We start from the raw sequence: 17495 nt of genomic DNA on the forward strand, positions 1-17495 counted from the left end.
CCCGGCCGGCCCCGGGAACGCCGCCGGGCGGCCACCCCGTGAGGGGTGACCGCCCGGCGGTCCCGGCCCGAGGACGGGCCGGAGGTGACTGACTCAGCCGGTGTACGGGCCGTAGTCGTAGTCGTCCAGCGGAACGGCCTGGCCGGAGCCGGCGCCGAAGGGCGACAGGTCGTAGTCGTCGTAGCCGACGGCCGAGTACATGGCGGCCTTGGCCTCCTCGGTCGGCTCGACCCGGATGTTGCGGTAGCGGGGCAGACCCGTACCGGCCGGGATGAGCTTACCGAGGATGACGTTCTCCTTGAGGCCCAGCAGCGGGTCCGACTTGGCGTGGATCGCCGCGTCGGTGAGGACCCGGGTCGTCTCCTGGAAGGAGGCGGCCGACAGCCAGGACTCGGTGGCCAGCGAGGCCTTGGTGATACCCATCAGCTGCGGACGGCCGGAGGCGGGGTGACCGCCCTCGGAGACCACACGACGGTTCTCGGTCTCGAAGCGGCCGCGCTCGACGAGCTCGCCCGGGAGCAGCTCGGCGTCGCCCGACTCGATGATCGTCACGCGGCGGAGCATCTGCCGGATGATGATCTCGATGTGCTTGTCGTGGATCGACACGCCCTGCGAGTTGTAGACCTTCTGGACCTCGGCGACCAGGTGGATCTGGACGGCACGCTGGCCCATGATCCGCAGCACGTCGTGCGGGTTGGTGGCACCCATGGTCAGCTTCTGGCCGACCTCGACCGCCTCGCCCTCGCTGACGAGCAGCTTCACACGCTTCGAGACCGGGTAGGCGATCTCGTCGGTGCCGTCGTCCGGCGTGACGACCAGCTTGCGGGTCTTCTCGGTGTCCTCGATGCGGACCCGGCCGGAGGCCTCCGAGATCGGGGCCACACCCTTGGGGGTACGGGCCTCGAAGAGCTCGACGACACGCGGCAGACCCTGGGTGATGTCGTCACCGGCCACACCACCGGTGTGGAAGGTACGCATGGTCAGCTGGGTACCGGGCTCACCGATGGACTGGGCGGCGATGATGCCGACCGCCTCACCAATGTCGACCAGCTTGCCGGTGGCCAGCGAGCGCCCGTAGCAGAAGGCACAGGTGCCGACGGCCGACTCACAGGTCAGGATCGAGCGGGTCTTGACCTCGCTGATGCCGTGGCGGATCAGCTCGTCGATCAGCACGTCACCGAGGTCGGTGTTGGCGGTGGCAAGGAGCTTGCCGTCCACCGTGATGTCCTCGGCGAGCATGCGGGCGTAGACGCTGGTCTCGACGTCGTCCGTCTTGCGCAGGACGCCGTTCTCGACCGTGCCGATCGCCAGCTTGAGGCCGCGCTCGGTGCCGCAGTCCTCCTCGCGGATGATGACGTCCTGCGAGACGTCGACCAGACGACGGGTGAGGTAGCCGGAGTCGGCGGTACGCAGCGCGGTGTCGGCCAGACCCTTACGGGCACCGTGGGTCGAGATGAAGTACTCGAGAACGGTGAGGCCCTCACGGAAGGACGCCTTGATGGGACGGGGAATCGTCTCGTTCTTGGCGTTCGACACCAGACCACGCATACCGGCGATCTGACGCATCTGCATCATGTTTCCACGAGCACCCGAGTCGACCATCATGAAGATGGGGTTCGTCTTCGGGAAGTTCGCGTTCATGGCCTCGGCGACCTCGTTGGTCGCCTGGGTCCAGATGCCGATGAGCTCCTGCTTGCGCTCGTCGTTGGTGATCAGGCCGCGCTCGTACTGACGCTGGACCTTCTCCGCCTTCGCCTCGTAGCCCTCAAGGATCTGGGGCTTGCTCGGCGGGACGACGACGTCGGAGATCGAGACGGTGACACCCGAGCGGGTCGCCCAGTGGAAACCGGACGCCTTCAGGTTGTCCAGGGTCGCCGCGACGACGACCTTGGGGTAGCGCTCCGCCAGGTCGTTGACGATCGCGGAGAGCTGCTTCTTGCCCACCTCGTAGTCGACGAACGGGTAGTCCTCGGGCAGCAGCTCGTTGAAGAGCGCGCGGCCCAGGGTGGTCTGGAGGCGGAAGGACTCGCCCTCGAACCAGCTCGACTGACCGTCCTCGTCGACCGGCGGGGTCCAGCCACGGGGCGGGACGGTGCCGATCGGCAGGCGGATGTCGATGACGGCCTGGACGTCCAGCTCCTTGGCGTCGAAGGCCATGACGGCCTCGGCGGTCGAGGAGAAGGAGCGGCCGCCGCCCTTGACGGCGTCGCGGTCCGAGGTGAGGAAGAACAGACCGAGCACCATGTCCTGGGTCGGCATGGTGACGGGGCGACCGTCGGCCGGCTTCAGGATGTTGTTCGAGGACAGCATCAGGATGCGGGCCTCGGCCTGCGCCTCCGCGGAGAGCGGCAGGTGGACGGCCATCTGGTCACCGTCGAAGTCCGCGTTGAACGCGGTGCAGACGAGCGGGTGGATCTGGATGGCCTTGCCCTCGACCAGCTGCGGCTCGAAGGCCTGGATGCCGAGGCGGTGCAGGGTGGGTGCACGGTTCAGCAGCACCGGGTGCTCGGCGATGACCTCTTCGAGGACGTCCCACACGACCGGGCGGGCGCGCTCGACCATGCGCTTGGCCGACTTGATGTTCTGCGCGTGGTTGAGGTCCACCAGGCGCTTCATCACGAACGGCTTGAAGAGCTCCAGCGCCATGGCCTTGGGCAGACCGCACTGGTGCAGCTTGAGCTGCGGGCCGACGACGATGACCGAACGGGCCGAGTAGTCGACTCGCTTGCCGAGCAGGTTCTGACGGAAACGACCCTGCTTGCCCTTCAGCATGTCGCTGAGGGACTTCAGCGGACGGTTGCCGGGGCCCGTGACCGGGCGACCACGACGGCCGTTGTCGAACAGGGCGTCGACGGCCTCCTGGAGCATGCGCTTCTCGTTGTTCACGATGATCTCGGGGGCACCGAGGTCGAGAAGGCGCTTCAGGCGGTTGTTGCGGTTGATCACGCGGCGGTACAGGTCGTTCAGGTCGGAGGTCGCGAAGCGGCCACCGTCCAGCTGCACCATCGGACGCAGGTCCGGCGGGATGACCGGGACGCAGTCCAGCACCATGCCGTTGGGCTTGTTGGTGGTCTGCAGGAACGCGGAGACGACCTTGAGGCGCTTGAGCGCACGGGTCTTCTTCTGGCCCTTGCCGGTGCGGATGATCTCGCGCAGGCGCTCGGACTCCTCCGCCAGGTCGAAGGTTTCGAGGCGGTCCTTGAGGGCCGCCGCGCCCATCGAGCCGGAGAAGTAGGTGCCGAAGCGGTCGCGCAGCTCACGGTAGAGCAGCTCGTCGCCCTCGAGGTCCTGGACCTTGAGGTTCTTGAAGCGGGCCCACACCTCGTCGAGGCGGTCGAGCTCGCGCTGCGCGCGGTCGCGCAGCTGCTTCATCTCGCGCTCGGCACCCTCGCGCACCTTGCGGCGCACGTCGGCCTTGGCGCCCTCGGCCTCCAGCTCGGCCAGGTCGGTCTCGGCCTTCTTGGCACGGGCCTCGAGGTCGGAGTCGCGGCGGTTCTCGATCTGCTGGCGCTCGACCGAGACGTGCGCCTCCAGGGACGGGAGGTCGCGCTGGCGACGCTCGTCGTCCACCCAGGTGATCATGTAGGCGGCGAAGTAGATGACCTTCTCGAGGTCCTTCGGCGCCAGGTCGAGCAGGTAGCCCAGACGGGACGGGACACCCTTGAAGTACCAGATGTGCGTGACCGGGGCGGCCAGCTCGATGTGGCCCATCCGCTCACGGCGCACCTTGGCGCGGGTCACCTCGACGCCGCAGCGCTCACAGATGATGCCCTTGAAGCGGACGCGCTTGTACTTGCCGCAGTAGCACTCCCAGTCCCGGGTCGGACCGAAGATCTTCTCGCAGAAGAGTCCGTCCTTTTCGGGCTTCAGGGTGCGGTAGTTGATGGTCTCCGGCTTCTTGACCTCGCCGTGCGACCACTGGCGGATGTCGTCGGCGGTGGCCAGGCCGATGCGGAGCTCGTCGAAGAAGTTGACGTCAAGCACTGGTCGTCAAGCCCTCTTTCGTAAGTCGAGAGTCGTTCATGTGGTCTGAGGGGGGCCTGGGGGCGGGCCGGCTCCCAGTGGTGGAGAGCCGGCCCGGCCTCCGTCAGACCTCTTCGACGCTGCTCGGCTCGCGCCGGGACAGGTCGATGCCGAGCTCCTCGGCGGCGCGGAAGACATCCTCGTCGGAGTCCCGCATCTCGATGGACTGGCCGTCCGAGGACAGCACCTCCACGTTGAGGCAGAGCGACTGCATTTCCTTGATGAGCACCTTGAAGGACTCGGGAATGCCGGGCTCGGGGATGTTCTCGCCCTTGACGATGGCCTCGTAGACCTTCACGCGGCCGAGAACGTCGTCGGACTTGATGGTGAGGAGCTCCTGCAGCGCGTAGGCCGCGCCGTACGCCTCAAGGGCCCACACCTCCATCTCACCGAATCGCTGACCACCGAACTGCGCCTTACCACCGAGCGGCTGCTGGGTGATCATCGAGTACGGGCCGGTCGAACGGGCGTGGAGCTTGTCGTCGACCAGGTGGTGCAGCTTGAGGATGTACATGTAGCCGACCGAGACCGGCATCGGGAACGGCTCGCCGGAGCGGCCGTCGAACAGCCGGGCCTTGCCGGTGGAGTTCACCAGGCGCTCACCGTCACGGGTGAGGGTGGTGTTGTCCAGCAGGCCGGTGATCTCGTCCTCGCGGGCGCCGTCGAAGACCGGGGTGGCGAGGTTGGTGCCGCCCTGGACGGTGTCGGCGCCGATCGCCTGCAGGCGCTGGGCCCACTCGTCGGCGAGGCCGGAGACGTCCCAGCCCTGCTTGGCGAGCCACCCGAGGTGGATCTCCAGGACCTGCCCCGGGTTCATTCGGGACGGGACACCCAGCGGGTTGAGGATGATGTCGACCGGGGTGCCGTCCTCCAGGAACGGCATGTCCTCGACCGGCAGGATCTTCGAGATGACGCCCTTGTTGCCGTGACGGCCGGCGAGCTTGTCACCGTTGGTGATCTTGCGCTTCTGGGCCACGTAGACGCGGACCAGCTGGTTGACGCCCGGGGGCAGCTCGTCGCCCTCTTCGCGGTCGAAGACGCGGACGCCGATGACCTTGCCGGACTCACCGTGCGGCACCTTCAGCGAGGTGTCGCGGACCTCACGGGCCTTCTCGCCGAAGATCGCGCGGAGCAGACGCTCCTCCGGGGTCAGCTCGGTCTCGCCCTTGGGCGTCACCTTGCCGACCAGGATGTCGCCGGTGACGACGTCGGCGCCGATGCGGATGATGCCGCGCTCGTCGAGGTCCGCGAGGACCTCCTCGGAGACGTTCGGGATGTCCCGGGTGATCTCCTCCGGGCCGAGCTTGGTGTCACGGGCGTCGACCTCGTGCTCCTCGATGTGGATCGAGGAGAGGACGTCGTCCTGCACGAGGCGCTGCGACAGGATGATCGCGTCCTCGTAGTTGTGGCCCTCCCACGACATGAACGCCACGAGGAGGTTCTTGCCGAGGGCCATCTCGCCCTCGTCGGTGCAGGGACCGTCGGCGAGGACCTGGTTGACCTCGACGCGGGCGCCCTCGTCGACGAGCACCTTCTGGTTGAAGGCGGTGCCCTGGTTCGAGCGGGTGAACTTGGCGGCGCGGTACGTGGTGTACGTGCCGTCGTCGTTGGCCACGGTGACGTAGTCGGCCGAGACCTCCTGGACGACACCGGCCTTCTCGGCGGTGATGACGTCCGCGGCGTCGACGGCGCAGCGGTACTCCATGCCGGTACCGACCAGCGGGGCCTCGCTCTTCAGCAGCGGCACCGCCTGGCGCATCATGTTCGAGCCCATGAGCGCGCGGTTGGCGTCGTCGTGCTCGAGGAACGGGATCATGGCGGTCGCGACCGACACCATCTGGCGCGGCGAGACGTCCATGTAGTCGATCTCGGTGCCCGGGATGTAGTCGATCTCGCCGCCACGGCGGCGGACCAGGACACGCGGCTCGGCGAAGGTCAGCTCCGCCGTCAGCGGGGCGTTGGCCTGCGCGATGACGTAGCGGTCCTCCTCGTCGGCCGTGAGGTAGTCGACCTGCTCGGTGACGACACCCTCGATGACCTTGCGGTACGGGGTCTCGATGAAGCCGAAGGCGTTGACCCGGCCGTAGGAGGCCAGCGACCCGATCAGACCGATGTTCGGGCCTTCGGGGGTCTCGATCGGACACATGCGGCCGTAGTGCGAGGGGTGCACGTCACGGACCTCGAAGCCGGCGCGCTCACGGGAGAGACCACCGGGACCGAGGGCGGACAGACGACGCTTGTGGGTCAGGCCCGACAGCGGGTTCGTCTGGTCCATGAACTGCGACAGCTGGCTGGTGCCGAAGAACTCCTTGATGGAGGCGACGACCGGCCGGATGTTGATCAGGGTCTGCGGCGTGATCGCCTCGACGTCCTGGGTGGTCATGCGCTCGCGCACGACGCGCTCCATACGGGCGAGACCCGTACGGACCTGGTTCTGGATGAGCTCGCCGACGTTGCGCAGGCGACGGTTGCCGAAGTGGTCGATGTCGTCGACCTCGACGACGATGTCCCGGCCCTCGTTGTCGCGCCACTCGGTCTCGCCCGCGTGCAGCTTCACCAGGTACTTGATCGCACCGATGATGTCGGGCTCGGTGAGCACGCCGGAGTCCAGCGACTCGGCGTTGCCCAGCTTGCGGTTGACCTTGTAACGGCCGACCTTCGCGAGGTCGTAGCGCTTCGGGTTGAAGTACAGGTTCTCCAGAAGCGTCTGCGCGGCCTCGCGCGTGGGCGGCTCGCCCGGACGCAGCTTGCGGTAGATGTCGAGCAGCGCGTCGTCCTGGCCCTGGGTGTGGTCCTTCTCCAGGGTGGCGCGCATCGACTCGTACTCGCCGAACTCTTCGAGAATCATCTCGTTGGTCCAGCCGAGCGCCTTCAGCAGCACGGTGACGGACTGCTTGCGCTTGCGGTCGATGCGGACGCCGACCATGTCGCGCTTGTCGATCTCCATCTCCAGCCAGGCACCACGCGAGGGGATGACCTTGCAGGAGTAGATGTCCTTGTCGGACACCTTGTCCAGGGAGGAGTCGAAGTACACACCCGGAGAACGGACGAGCTGCGAGACGACGACACGCTCGGTGCCGTTGATCACGAACGTGCCCTTGTGGGTCATGAGCGGGAAATCGCCCATGAAGACCGTCTGAGACTTGATCTCACCGGTCTCGTTGTTGGTGAACTCGGCCGTGACGAAGAGCGGGGCCGCGAACGTGAAGTCGCGGTCCTTGCACTCGTCAATCGAGTTCTTCGGCGGCTCGAAACGGTGGTCGCGGAAGGTCAGCGACATCGACCCACTGAAGTCCTCGATCGGGGAGATCTCTTCGAAGATCTCCTCCAGACCGGACTTCGTGGGGACGTCCTGACCACTCTCCAGGGCCGCCTCGACCCGGGACTTCCAGGCCGCGTTCCCGAGCAGCCAGTCAAAGCTCTCGGTCTGCAGGGCCAGGAGGTTCGGGACCTCGAGGGGCTCCTTGATCTTCGCGAACGAGACGCGGAGCGGGGCGGTGGATGCGGCGGAATTGTTCGAGGCGTTGCGCGGCGCGGCCAAGAGGGGGGTCCTTCCGAGGGCTCGGAGCTCACTACGCGCGTACCGGCCGGGCCTTCTTGGGTTTGGTGCCACCCCTGCGCCACTGGCCTCTGCCGGGATCGAAACCCCAGGTCAAAGCCGCTTTGCGGAGGCGGTGCCAGACCCCTTCAGGGCAACGCAAACTCCGGGCGACGAGTCACGGAGCAGCTAACAGGCAGCGCAAAGGGACAGTGTAGCCAAACGGCACACTGCTGTCCAGCTCTGATTCGGAAACCGAATCGGAGACTCCTCCCGGTAGCCGGCGGACGCGAACGCCCACCGGGTACTGCACCGGCCCGGGAACTCCCGGGCCTCCACCACTCACGTGGAGTCACTTCCCGCCGGAGGCGCTGGTTATGCATCCAGCACCGAACCAACCGGGCGAACTCGCGCCTTGAGAATCGCGCGCCGCGCCTGGTTCGTCAAGGGCCCGCCTCCGGCTCGGACCTCGACCCGTCTATCGTCGCGAGCCCGCCCGGCGTTACAGAAGCCGTGGTGGGGGCCACTCTCGATGACATCGATCACCATACCCGCCCGCACCGACAGTGCCGAGTGCCCGCTCGGCCGGACCGGTGGAATCCCGACCGCCGCCGGCCCACCGCCGGGCGGCGGCCCGGCCGGCCGCCCGGCGCCCCGCCGTCCGCCGTCCGCCGGCGGGGCCGGCCCGGGCCCGGGTACGCAAAAAGGCCGGGCCGACCACCCGCAGGGGTGATCGGCCCGGCCTCAGGAGCTCCAGCCCCTCAGAGGGGGCGTGGTGGCACCTCCCGGCCGTCATGGCCGGGGAGAAGTCACTTGACGGTGACCTTGGCGCCGGCACCCTCAAGGGCAGCCTTGGCCTTCTCGGCAACGTCCTTGGCAACCTTCTCCAGGACCTTGGCACCGGCGGTGTCAACGAGGTCCTTGGCCTCCTTCAGGCCGAGGGAGGTCAGGGTGCGCACCTCCTTGATGACCTGGATCTTCTTGTCGCCGGCACCCTCGAGGATGACGTCGAACTCGTCCTGCTCCTCAACGGCCTCGGCCGCGGGGCCCGCAGCGCCGCCGGCCGCGATGGCGACCGGGGCAGCGGCGGTGACGTCGAACTTCTCCTCGAAGGCCTTCACGAAGGCGGCGAGCTCGATGAGGGTGAGCTCCTCGAACTGCGCGAGCAGCTCGTCCTGGGACAGCTTCGCCATGATGGCGTCCTTCCACTAAATCGGCAGGTGGTGCCGTATGTACGGGTTGGGCGGGCACGGGCCCGCAGCGAGGCGTGAGCCTGCCGAATTACTCGGCGGCCGCGTCCTCGGCGGCGGGAGCCGGCGTACCGGCACCGCCCTGCTCGACCTTGTCGCGCAGCGCGTCCACAGTGCGGACGAGCTTCGACGGCAGGGCCTGGAAGAGCGCGGCAGCCTGGGACTGCTTGCCCTTCAGGGCACCCGCCAGCTTGGCGAGCAGCACCTCGCGGGACTCGAGGTCCGCGAGCTTCTTGATGTCATCGGCGGACAGCGCCTTGCCATCAAGAACACCGCCCTTGATGACGAGTGCGGGGTTCTCCTTGGCGAAGTCACGCAGAGCCTTCGCCGACTCCACCGGGTCACCGGTGACGAAGGCGACAGCCGTCGGACCGTTGAACTGGTCGTCGAGCTCCGTGATCCCGGCCTCGTTGGCAGCGATCTTGGTCAGCGTGTTCTTCACCACGGCGTACTGGGCGTTGTCACCCAGCGAGCGACGCAGAGTCTTGACCTGCTTCACCGTGAGACCGCGGTACTCGGTCAGCACGGCCGCGTTCGAGGCACGGAACTTGTCCGCGATCTCGGCGACGGCAGCAGCCTTGTCGGGCCTAGCCATAGGCTTACGCCTCCTTCCGTGATGTCGAAGTCCGGCCGACCGCGAAAGTCGACCATTCGCGCCTCGGACCGACGGACGGAAGGAAAGCTCCTGCGGAAAAGCAGAGGAGCCCCGGTGCGCAGGCGCACGGGGCTCACCACGACCTCGACAGATCCCACGTGCGAACACGTGCGACCCGGAGGTCCAAGCTCCAAACAATCCTGCGCGGGCTGTCTGCGAACAAACGCAGATCCTTCGGTCGCGACCCCTCTGACGAGCGGACGGCGACAACCAGCGGTCTTTGGCTTCGGAAACAGTAACCGGACTCCGCCGTCCGGGGCAAATCGCCCTCCACCGGACGGGCCCGGGCCGGTCAGCGGGCCAGCGGGGAGACGGTGCGGGTACCGACGTCCACGGCGTCCGCCTCGGCCGGGGCCTGCACCGAGAGGGTGCCGGCGAAGTCGGAGTAGAGCACCGAGTCGTCCGCCCGGCCGCCGTCCCCGGTGCCGGTCCGCTGGAGCTTCACCAGCTGGTCCTTGTCGTTGAGCCAGAGGTCCAGGGTCAGCGTGGCCGAGCCGCCGGGCGCGAGCGCGGTGCGCAGGCCGTCCCGGCGGGTCTGGCTCAGCTGGGTCTGCGCGGCCGCGTACCGCTCGGCGTTGGTTCCGACCCGGTAGTGCTCGACCGTGCTGTCCTCGAACTTCTCCTCGCCGACGAACTGCGCCTCCACCCCGTCCGCGGTCGCGGCGGCCAGCGCCTCGACCGGGTTGAGCAGGTCGATCAGCCCGGCGTAGGGGATCTCCCGGTGGCCGTCCGGACCGGGTGGGACGGAGAACCGCTCCCAGTGCCGGCCGCCCTGCCGTGCGGCGGTGGCGGCGTCGCCCCCCTGGTAGGCCACGGTGTCCACCACGATCAGCTGCTCGGCCTCGGCCGGGGTCGAGCGCTTGACCTGCAGCGCCGTCTTCGGCAGCCAGAACAGCGGGCCCGCGCCGGCGTCCGGCCCTAGCCGGTAGCTGACCTTGGCGCGGCGGGCGGTCTGCATCGCGAGCTGGGCGGAGAGCAGGACGCCGTGCGGGGACCGGTCGGTCGGCTTGGCGGGGCCGGTCGGGGAGGCGCTGGTCGGCGTCGGTGTGCCGGACGGCGCCGGTGGCGTGGCCGCCCCGCCGTCGCAGGCGGTCAGGCCGCTCGCCAGCAGCGCCGCGGCCACCGCCGCCGCCAGCCGCTGCCGCACCGCCATGCCCGCTCCCCTTCCGTCCGGTCCTGTCCGTTCCCGCCCGCGGCGCCCGTGCCGCCGGTCGTACCGGTCGTGCCCGTCCGGTCCGCTCCGAGCCACTGTGCCACCAACGGCCCGGCCGGCCGGCGGCGCCCCCGCCGCGGGGGCGCGGGCTTGCGCCGCGTTCCCCCGCCCGGCCGCCGGCCCGGGACGGGCGGCGCCGGTGGCTCAGCCGAGGAGCTTGGCGAGCGCGGCGGCGCTGCCCACGTCGCCCGCGGCGGGCGCCGTGATCGCGGGCGCGGTGCCGAGACCGGAGTACTTGACCGTGACGGACGTCGCCACGCCGCCCTTGTCGCCGTACTCCTTGAGCTGGACCAGCTCCTGCTTGGCGTTGAGCCAGAAGTCGACGGTGAGCGTCTTGCCGTCCCGGTCGAGGGTCTTCTGGACGACGGCGCGCTGGTCGGGCGCGAGCGTGGTCAGCCCCTCGATCAGCTTGGCGGCGTCCTCCACCGCGCGGTAGTGCGTGGTCTCGCCCCCGTCGAGGGTCTCCTGTCCGACCTTGACCGGCTTTCCGGCCTGGGCGGCGACGCCCAGCTGGAGCACCGGGTTGACCATCTGGGCGCTGGTCAGGAAGGTGCCGGTCATCGGGCCGACGACCGGGTCCTTGGGATCGGCCTTCGCCCAGTGCTTGCCGCCCAGGACGGCCGTCACGTTGGGGCCACCGCCGAGGTAGAGGTCGTCGCCGACCACGCGCATCTTGTTGCCGGTCTTCCCGGTCACGTCGACGGCCGTCCGGTCCCGCCAGTCGGCGGTGCCGGTGCCCACCTCGTCCGGGGTGGTCAGCTGGATGTTGCCGTTGCCGGCCTTCTGCATCACCAGGGCGGCGGCGGTCAGCGCCGCCTTCGGGTCGAGGTCGGCGACCTGGGCGGCGACGGCGTCGCCCGCGGCCGTGGCATCGGCCTTGGCGACCGGCTTCCCGTCGCTGCCGCAGGCCGTCAGGCCGGTGAGCAGGACGGCCGCGGTGACGGCGACGGAAGCGTGGCGCAGAGCGCGCATGAAGGAACCCCCCGTAGTGACTGATGATCAGGTCATACCCAGCGGACTCTAACGGATGGCCGGGCCGGCGCCCACCGATCGTCCCAACCCCCGGTCATCCCGTCGCCGTTGGGCTCCCGGTGGGCGTCGCCGGGCCCGCCGTCGCCGTGCCGGGATCGGAGACGTCGGTCGTGGTGACCACGGTTCCGACGGTGGCGCGGAGCCTGAGCAGCCGGTCGCCGGGAGCGACCCAGAAGTCGTAGCCGATCGTGGTGATCCCGCGGTCCCGGTGGTAGCCGACCACCACGGCGAGCCGCTCCGGGCTCAGGCCCTGCTCGGCGGCGAAGAACTCGGCGACCGGTGCGGAGCCCCGGTAGTGGGCGACGGTGGTGCCGGCCAGCTGCTCACCGCCGAGCGAGGTGAGCTTCCCCGACAGCGCCATCGCGTGCGCGGGGCCCCCGGGGTTGGCGACCAGCCCGCTCAGCCAGCCGCCCGCGTACGCCGCCCCGCCGCCCCGCGGGTCCAGCGTCTCGGCGGCGTCCCGGCCGGCCCGCTTCACCGGCGCACCGTCGTAGCCGAGCTCCAGCGTGCCGTCCTCGGCCCGCAGCCGGCCGGAGCCCTGCTCGTCGGTGACGGTCAGCTCGGCCACGTCCCGGGCCCCCCAGGCGAGCGTGCCGCCCGCGGCGCGCCGCCCGGCCGGGCCCTCCTCGACCAGCTGGACGCGGGCCCCGCCGGAGTCGTCGAGGTTCTGCACCGCGGAGAGCAGCACCTGCCGGGGCGGCCGGACGGTCTCCGCCGCGCCGGCCGGGGTGCGGTCCCCCGAGACGGCGAGCAGGCTGCACGCGGTGAGGCAGCCCGCGAGCAGCAGCAGGGCCGCCCCCCAGGCGGCGGGGCGAAGGGCGGGTGGCACGGCACACTCCGGCGGTCACACGGTCGGTCACATGATCAGACCGGCTGAGCGTACGACGAGGCGTGCCGCGCGTCCTCCCCGGCCCGGTCTCGATCCGGCCACAACGGCGGCCACGGCCCGCCCGGCCGCCGGGGCTGCCAAGAGCCGCGCCGGGACGGCCGGGGCCACCGGAGCCACCGCGCCCCGGGCACGACGACGGGCCCGCACCCCCGGTGAAGGGGGTGCGGGCCCGTCGTACGGACTGTGCTGCGCCCAGGACGCGGCTACCGGTCGGAGCCAGTGGCTCAGACGGAGGCCGGGTCCTCCTCGACGAGGAGGTTGCGGGTGCGGTTCGGGTCCACCTGGATGCCGGGGCCGATCGTGCTGGAGACCGCGGCCTTCTTGATGTAGCGGCCCTTGGCGGCGGACGGCTTGGCGCGGAGCACCTCGTCCAGCGCGGCGGCGTAGTTCTCGACCAGCTGCTCGTCGGTGAAGGAGACCTTACCGATGATGAAGTGCAGGTTCGAGTGCTTGTCGACGCGGAACTCGATCTTGCCGCCCTTGATCTCGTTCACGGCCTTGGCCACGTCCGGGGTCACGGTGCCGGTCTTCGGGTTCGGCATCAGGCCACGGGGACCGAGCACGCGGCCCAGGCGGCCGACCTTGCCCATGAGGTCCGGGGTGGCGACGACGGCGTCGAAGTCGAGGCGGCCCTTGGCGACCTCGTCGATGAGCTCGTCGGAGCCGACGATGTCGGCGCCCGCAGCACGCGCGGCCTCGGCACGCTCGCCGGTCGCGAAGACCAGGACCCGAGCGGTCTTACCGGTGCCGTGCGGGAGGATCACGGTGCTGCGGACCATCTGGTCCGCCTTGCGCGGGTCGACGCCCAGACGCATGGCGACCTCGACGGTGCCGTCGAACTTGCTGGTGCTGGTCGCCTTGGCGAGGCGGATGGCCTCGAGGGGGGCGTAAAGGCGCTCGCGGTCGACCTGTGCGTCCGCGGCCTTCAGAGCCTTGCTGCGCTTCACTGCTGCTCCTGAATGGGGAATGGAGTCGTGGTATGTACGGGCCGCGCAGGCCCTACCACATGGACGAGAAGGGTGATCAGCCCTCGACCGTGATGCCCATCGACCGGGCGGTGCCGGCGATGATCTTGGACGCGGCGTCCAGGTCGTTGGCGTTCAGGTCGGGGAGCTTGACCGTGGCGATCTCGCGGACCTGGGCGGCCGTCAGCTTGGCGACCTTGGTCTTGTGCGGCTCGGCCGAACCCTTGTCGACGCCCGCGGCCTTCAGGATGAGGCGCGCGGCCGGCGGCGTCTTCGTGATGAAGGTGAAGGAGCGGTCGTCGTAGACCGTGATCTCCACCGGCACGATCATGCCGCGCTGCGACTCGGTCGCAGCGTTGTAGGCCTTGCAGAACTCCATGATGTTCACGCCGTGCTGGCCCAGCGCGGGGCCGACCGGCGGAGCCGGGTTGGCCGCACCGGCGTTGATCTGGAGCTTGATAAGCCCCGTGATCTTCTTCTTCTTGGGAGGCATTTCTCTCCGGGTCCTTCCGAGAGGTGATTGCTGGTGCATGCCGGGCCGGGGCGACACCCGGCCGCCAGCACACACATCGGACCAGGCTAACGCGAATGCGCCGCCGGACCAAAACGACTTCGGGGCGGGGCCGCGGCCCCGCCCCGAAGTCGAAGGCTCGTACTAGTTCTTCTGGATCTGGTCGAAGGAGAGCTCGACCGGGGTCTCGCGGCCGAAGATCTCGACCAGGCCCTTGACCTTCTTCGAGTCCGGGTTGATCTCGTTGATGGTCGCCTGGAGCGTGGCGAACGGACCGTCGGTGACGGTGACCGAGTCGCCGACCTCGAAGTCCAGCACCTGGATCTCGCTCGGCTTGACCGGCGAGGGCTTGCCGGCCTCCTTGGCCGCCTGGCGCTCGACGTCCGGGGCGAGCATCTTGACGACCTCGTCCAGGGTCAGCGGGTACGGGTCGTAGGCGTTGCCGACGAAGCCGGTGACACCGGGGGTGTTGCGCACGACGCCCCAGGACTCCGGGGTGAGGTCCATGCGCACCAGGACGTAGCCGGGGAGCTTGTTCTGGCGGATGGTCTTGCGGTCGCCGTTCTTGATCTGGACGACCTCCTCCTGCGGCACCTCGGCCTGGAAGATGTACTCCTCGACGTTGAGGGAGACCGCGCGCTGTTCGAGGTTCTGCTTCACCCGGTTCTCGTAGCCGGCGTAGGTGTGGATCACGTACCACTCGCCCGGCATGAAGCGCAGGTCCTCGCGGAACTTGGCGACCGGGTCGACCTCGACGACCTCCTCGGCCTCGACGACCTCCTCGGTGCCGGCCTCGGCCTCGGTCTCCTCGGCGGCCTCGTCCGCGGCCTCCTCGGTGTCCTCGGTGTCCTCGGCGGTGAGCTCCTCGTCGGACTCCACGTGCAGCGCGGCCTCCTCGGCGGGCTCGCCGGCCTCGGCCTCGTCGAACGCCTCGGCCTCGTCCTCGTCGCTGTCCGCGGCGTCCACGATCTGCTCGGCGGCCTCGACGTCGTCAGCCAGCTCGGCCGCGTCCGGCTCGGCGGCGACATCCGCCTCGCGGACGGTCTCGTCGGCGTCGTACAGGGGGGACTCAGACACGGTGGCTGCTTCTTTCCTGGAGATGGTGAAGGTGGCGCGCTCCGGAACCGCTCCGGCGCCGCTCCGCTCACGCGGGCGCCAGGAGATGCCTCGGAGACTTCAACAGTACCGAGTCAACGGTAGCGGCCTCGTACGTCCGGCGCCGACAGCTCGACCCGGGCCGAAGAATCGGCCCGGGTCGGGTGGCTGTTTCGAAGGTGGGGCGGCTCGGTCAGCCGAAGATCCAGAGGCTGAGCTTCGAGAATCCGTAGTCGAGGCCGGCCACGAAGCCCATCACGACCACGACGAACACGACCACGACGGTGGTGTAGTTGACCAGCTCGCTGCGGGTGGGCCAGACGACCTTGCGCAGCTCGGCGATGATCTGGCGGTAGAACAGCGCGAGCCGGGCGAAGACGCCCTTCTTGGCCCGCTTGCCGGACTTCTTCTCGCCCTTGGCCCGCTTGCGGTCGCGGCGCGACTCGCTCTCGCCGGCCGTGCTCTCCTCAGCGCCGTCGGCACCCTCGGGGTTGCCGCTCTCAGGCGTTGCGGTGGAGCCCGTGGTCTCCGTCACTCGTCCTCACCTGAATCCGGGTCCTGCCGAGCATCACCTGCGTACCCGATCGGGCACGAGCGGCCGGCTAAAGCGGTGCTGTTCGGTGCCCTCTCCGCATCAAGCCCGCTCGCTCTTCGGAGCGAACGGGCTGAATACGGATCAAGCAGCAGGGCAAGAGGGACTTGAACCCCCAACCGCCGGTTTTGGAGACCGGTGCTCTACCAATTGAGCTATTGCCCTACGGTGCCTTGCGGCCCCTGTAGCGACCACCAACCTACCGCATCTCCCGCCGCTGTATGCACAAGCGGTGAAAGCTTCGGCTTTCTCGGTGGCCGTCGAGCAGTGAGTGTACGTGGTCGAGGGGCGTTTGGTCGAACCTCTTCTTCGCCCGCCGGGCGCCCGACCTGCCGTGACCGGCGCCGGGAGGGGCCGCCATGCGGACGAGCCCGTACATATGGTGAAACCCCCATGCCCGGTCCGTCCCGGTTCTGCGACCATGCAGGCATGAGCGCTTCCACCCCGCAGCCCGACAGTTCCGTCCGCCCCGCCGACCGCCGGGTCTCCGCCCGGATCGGTGCGATCGCCGAGTCCGCGACCCTCGCCGTGGACGCCAAGGCCAAGGCCCTCAAGGCGGCCGGCCGGCCGGTGATCGGCTTCGGCGCCGGCGAGCCGGACTTCCCCACCCCGGACTACATCGTCGAGGCGGCCGTCGAGGCCTGCCGCGACCCCAGGAACCACCGCTACACCCCGGCCGGCGGCCTGCCGGAGCTGAAGGCCGCGATCGCCGCCAAGACGCTGCGCGACTCGGGCTACCAGGTGGACGCCTCCCAGGTGCTGGTGACCAACGGCGGCAAGCAGGCGATCTACGAGGCCTTCGCCGCGATCCTCGACCCGGGCGACGAGGTCATCGTCCCGGCCCCGTACTGGACCACCTACCCGGAGTCGATCCAGCTGGCCGGCGGCGTGCCGGTGGAGGTCCGGTCCGACGAGACCACCGGCTACAAGGTCTCGATCGAGCAGCTGGAGGCCGTCCGCACCGAGAACACCAAGGTGGTGCTGTTCGTCTCGCCGTCCAACCCGACCGGCGCGGTGTACACCCGGGCCGAGGCCGAGGCGATCGGCCGCTGGGCGGTCGAGCACGGCCTCTGGGTGCTCACCGACGAGATCTACGAGCACCTGGTCTACGGCGACGCGGAGTTCACCTCGCTGCCGGCCCTGTTCCCCGAGCTGGCCGACAAGTGCATCGTGGTCAACGGGGTCGCCAAGACCTACGCCATGACCGGCTGGCGGGTGGGCTGGGTGATCGGCCCCAAGGACGTCATCAAGGCCGCGACCAACCTGCAGTCGCACGCCACCTCGAACGTCTCCAACGTCGCGCAGCGCGCCGCGATCGCCGCCGTCGCCGGCGACCTCTCCGCCGTCCACGAGATGCGCACCGCCTTCGACCGGCGCCGCCGCACCATCGTGAAGATGCTCAACGAGATCGAGGGCGTCGTCTGCCCCGAGCCCGAGGGCGCGTTCTACGTGTACCCGTCCGTCAAGGGCCTGCTGGGCAAGGAGATCCGCGGGCAGCGCCCGCAGACCTCCGCCGAGCTGGCCGCGCTGATCCTGGACGAGGCCGAGGTCGCGGTCGTCCCCGGTGAGGCCTTCGGCACCCCGGGCTACCTGCGGCTGTCGTACGCGCTGGGCGACGCCGACCTCGTCGAGGGCGTCGGCCGGCTCCAGAAGCTGCTCGCCGAGGCGACCGCCTGACGGCAACCGCCCGGCCCGCACCGCCCCCTTTTCACCCCTTCGGGGGATGTGAAGG

Annotated in this window: 12 protein-coding genes and 1 tRNA gene; 1 reads left to right on the forward strand and 12 read right to left on the reverse strand. The window is 69.4% G+C overall.

Annotated features, from left to right (window positions below; all coding sequences use genetic code 11):
- Positions 1-93: 93 nt before the first annotated feature.
- From OH807_RS17410 to OH807_RS17465, 12 genes are all read right to left on the reverse strand, one after another.
- A complete protein-coding gene (locus OH807_RS17410) occupies positions 94-3984 on the reverse strand; it encodes a DNA-directed RNA polymerase subunit beta' (RefSeq protein WP_406199596.1) in 3891 nt (1296 codons plus the stop codon).
- 103 nt (positions 3985-4087) lie between these two features.
- Positions 4088-7564, reverse strand: coding sequence for a DNA-directed RNA polymerase subunit beta (gene rpoB / locus OH807_RS17415; RefSeq protein WP_406199598.1), 3477 nt, complete (start codon positions 7562-7564; stop codon positions 4088-4090).
- 806 nt (positions 7565-8370) lie between these two features.
- On the reverse strand, positions 8371-8754 hold the full coding sequence (gene rplL, locus OH807_RS17420) for a 50S ribosomal protein L7/L12 (protein WP_406199600.1): 384 nt from the start codon (positions 8752-8754) through the stop codon (positions 8371-8373).
- A gap of 88 nt (positions 8755-8842) precedes the next feature.
- A complete protein-coding gene (gene rplJ / locus OH807_RS17425; RefSeq protein WP_406199602.1) occupies positions 8843-9406 on the reverse strand; it encodes a 50S ribosomal protein L10 in 564 nt (187 codons plus the stop codon).
- A 352-nt stretch (positions 9407-9758) separates the two neighbouring features.
- Positions 9759-10619 carry a hypothetical protein gene (locus OH807_RS17430; protein WP_406199604.1) on the reverse strand — a complete coding sequence of 287 codons (861 nt, stop codon included), beginning with the start codon at positions 10617-10619 and terminating at the stop codon, positions 9759-9761.
- 204 nt (positions 10620-10823) lie between these two features.
- Positions 10824-11651: a hypothetical protein gene (locus OH807_RS17435; RefSeq protein ID WP_406199606.1), complete on the reverse strand. Its 828-nt coding sequence runs from the start codon at positions 11649-11651 to the stop codon at positions 10824-10826.
- 94 nt (positions 11652-11745) lie between these two features.
- A complete protein-coding gene (locus OH807_RS17440) occupies positions 11746-12540 on the reverse strand; it encodes a hypothetical protein (RefSeq protein ID WP_406199608.1) in 795 nt (264 codons plus the stop codon).
- Between the two features lie 284 nt (positions 12541-12824).
- Positions 12825-13547: a 50S ribosomal protein L1 gene (gene rplA, locus OH807_RS17445; RefSeq protein ID WP_406199611.1), complete on the reverse strand. Its 723-nt coding sequence runs from the start codon at positions 13545-13547 to the stop codon at positions 12825-12827.
- A 76-nt stretch (positions 13548-13623) separates the two neighbouring features.
- On the reverse strand, positions 13624-14058 hold the full coding sequence (rplK, locus tag OH807_RS17450) for a 50S ribosomal protein L11 (RefSeq protein WP_402295156.1): 435 nt from the start codon (positions 14056-14058) through the stop codon (positions 13624-13626).
- A 162-nt stretch (positions 14059-14220) separates the two neighbouring features.
- A complete protein-coding gene (nusG, locus tag OH807_RS17455) occupies positions 14221-15153 on the reverse strand; it encodes a transcription termination/antitermination protein NusG (protein WP_406199613.1) in 933 nt (310 codons plus the stop codon).
- Positions 15154-15364: 211 nt separating this feature from the next.
- Positions 15365-15706 carry a preprotein translocase subunit SecE gene (gene secE / locus OH807_RS17460; RefSeq protein WP_406199615.1) on the reverse strand — a complete coding sequence of 114 codons (342 nt, stop codon included), beginning with the start codon at positions 15704-15706 and terminating at the stop codon, positions 15365-15367.
- A 149-nt stretch (positions 15707-15855) separates the two neighbouring features.
- Positions 15856-15928: transfer RNA gene (locus tag OH807_RS17465), tRNA-Trp, on the reverse strand.
- A 264-nt stretch (positions 15929-16192) separates the two neighbouring features.
- Between OH807_RS17465 and OH807_RS17470 the strand changes: the two genes are divergently transcribed.
- Positions 16193-17440, forward strand: a complete 1248-nt coding sequence (locus OH807_RS17470; RefSeq protein ID WP_406199617.1) for a pyridoxal phosphate-dependent aminotransferase — start codon at positions 16193-16195, stop codon at positions 17438-17440.
- Positions 17441-17495 lie beyond the last annotated feature (55 nt).

The organism is Kitasatospora sp. NBC_01560 (assembly GCF_045208415.1).
Classification (GTDB): domain Bacteria; phylum Actinomycetota; class Actinomycetes; order Streptomycetales; family Streptomycetaceae; genus Kitasatospora.

Excerpts from the sequence above, each read along its gene's own strand:
- rplK (WP_402295156.1), bottom strand. The coding sequence starts at position 14,058 with ATGCCTCCCAAGAAGAAGAAGATCACGGGGCTTATCAAGCTCCAGATC.
- rplJ (WP_406199602.1), bottom strand. The coding sequence starts at position 9,406 with ATGGCTAGGCCCGACAAGGCTGCTGCCGTCGCCGAGATCGCGGACAAG.
- OH807_RS17435 (WP_406199606.1), bottom strand. The coding sequence starts at position 11,651 with ATGCGCGCTCTGCGCCACGCTTCCGTCGCCGTCACCGCGGCCGTCCTG.
- rplL (WP_406199600.1), bottom strand. The coding sequence starts at position 8,754 with ATGGCGAAGCTGTCCCAGGACGAGCTGCTCGCGCAGTTCGAGGAGCTC.
- OH807_RS17470 (WP_406199617.1), top strand. The coding sequence starts at position 16,193 with ATGAGCGCTTCCACCCCGCAGCCCGACAGTTCCGTCCGCCCCGCCGAC.
- OH807_RS17430 (WP_406199604.1), bottom strand. The coding sequence starts at position 10,619 with ATGGCGGTGCGGCAGCGGCTGGCGGCGGCGGTGGCCGCGGCGCTGCTG.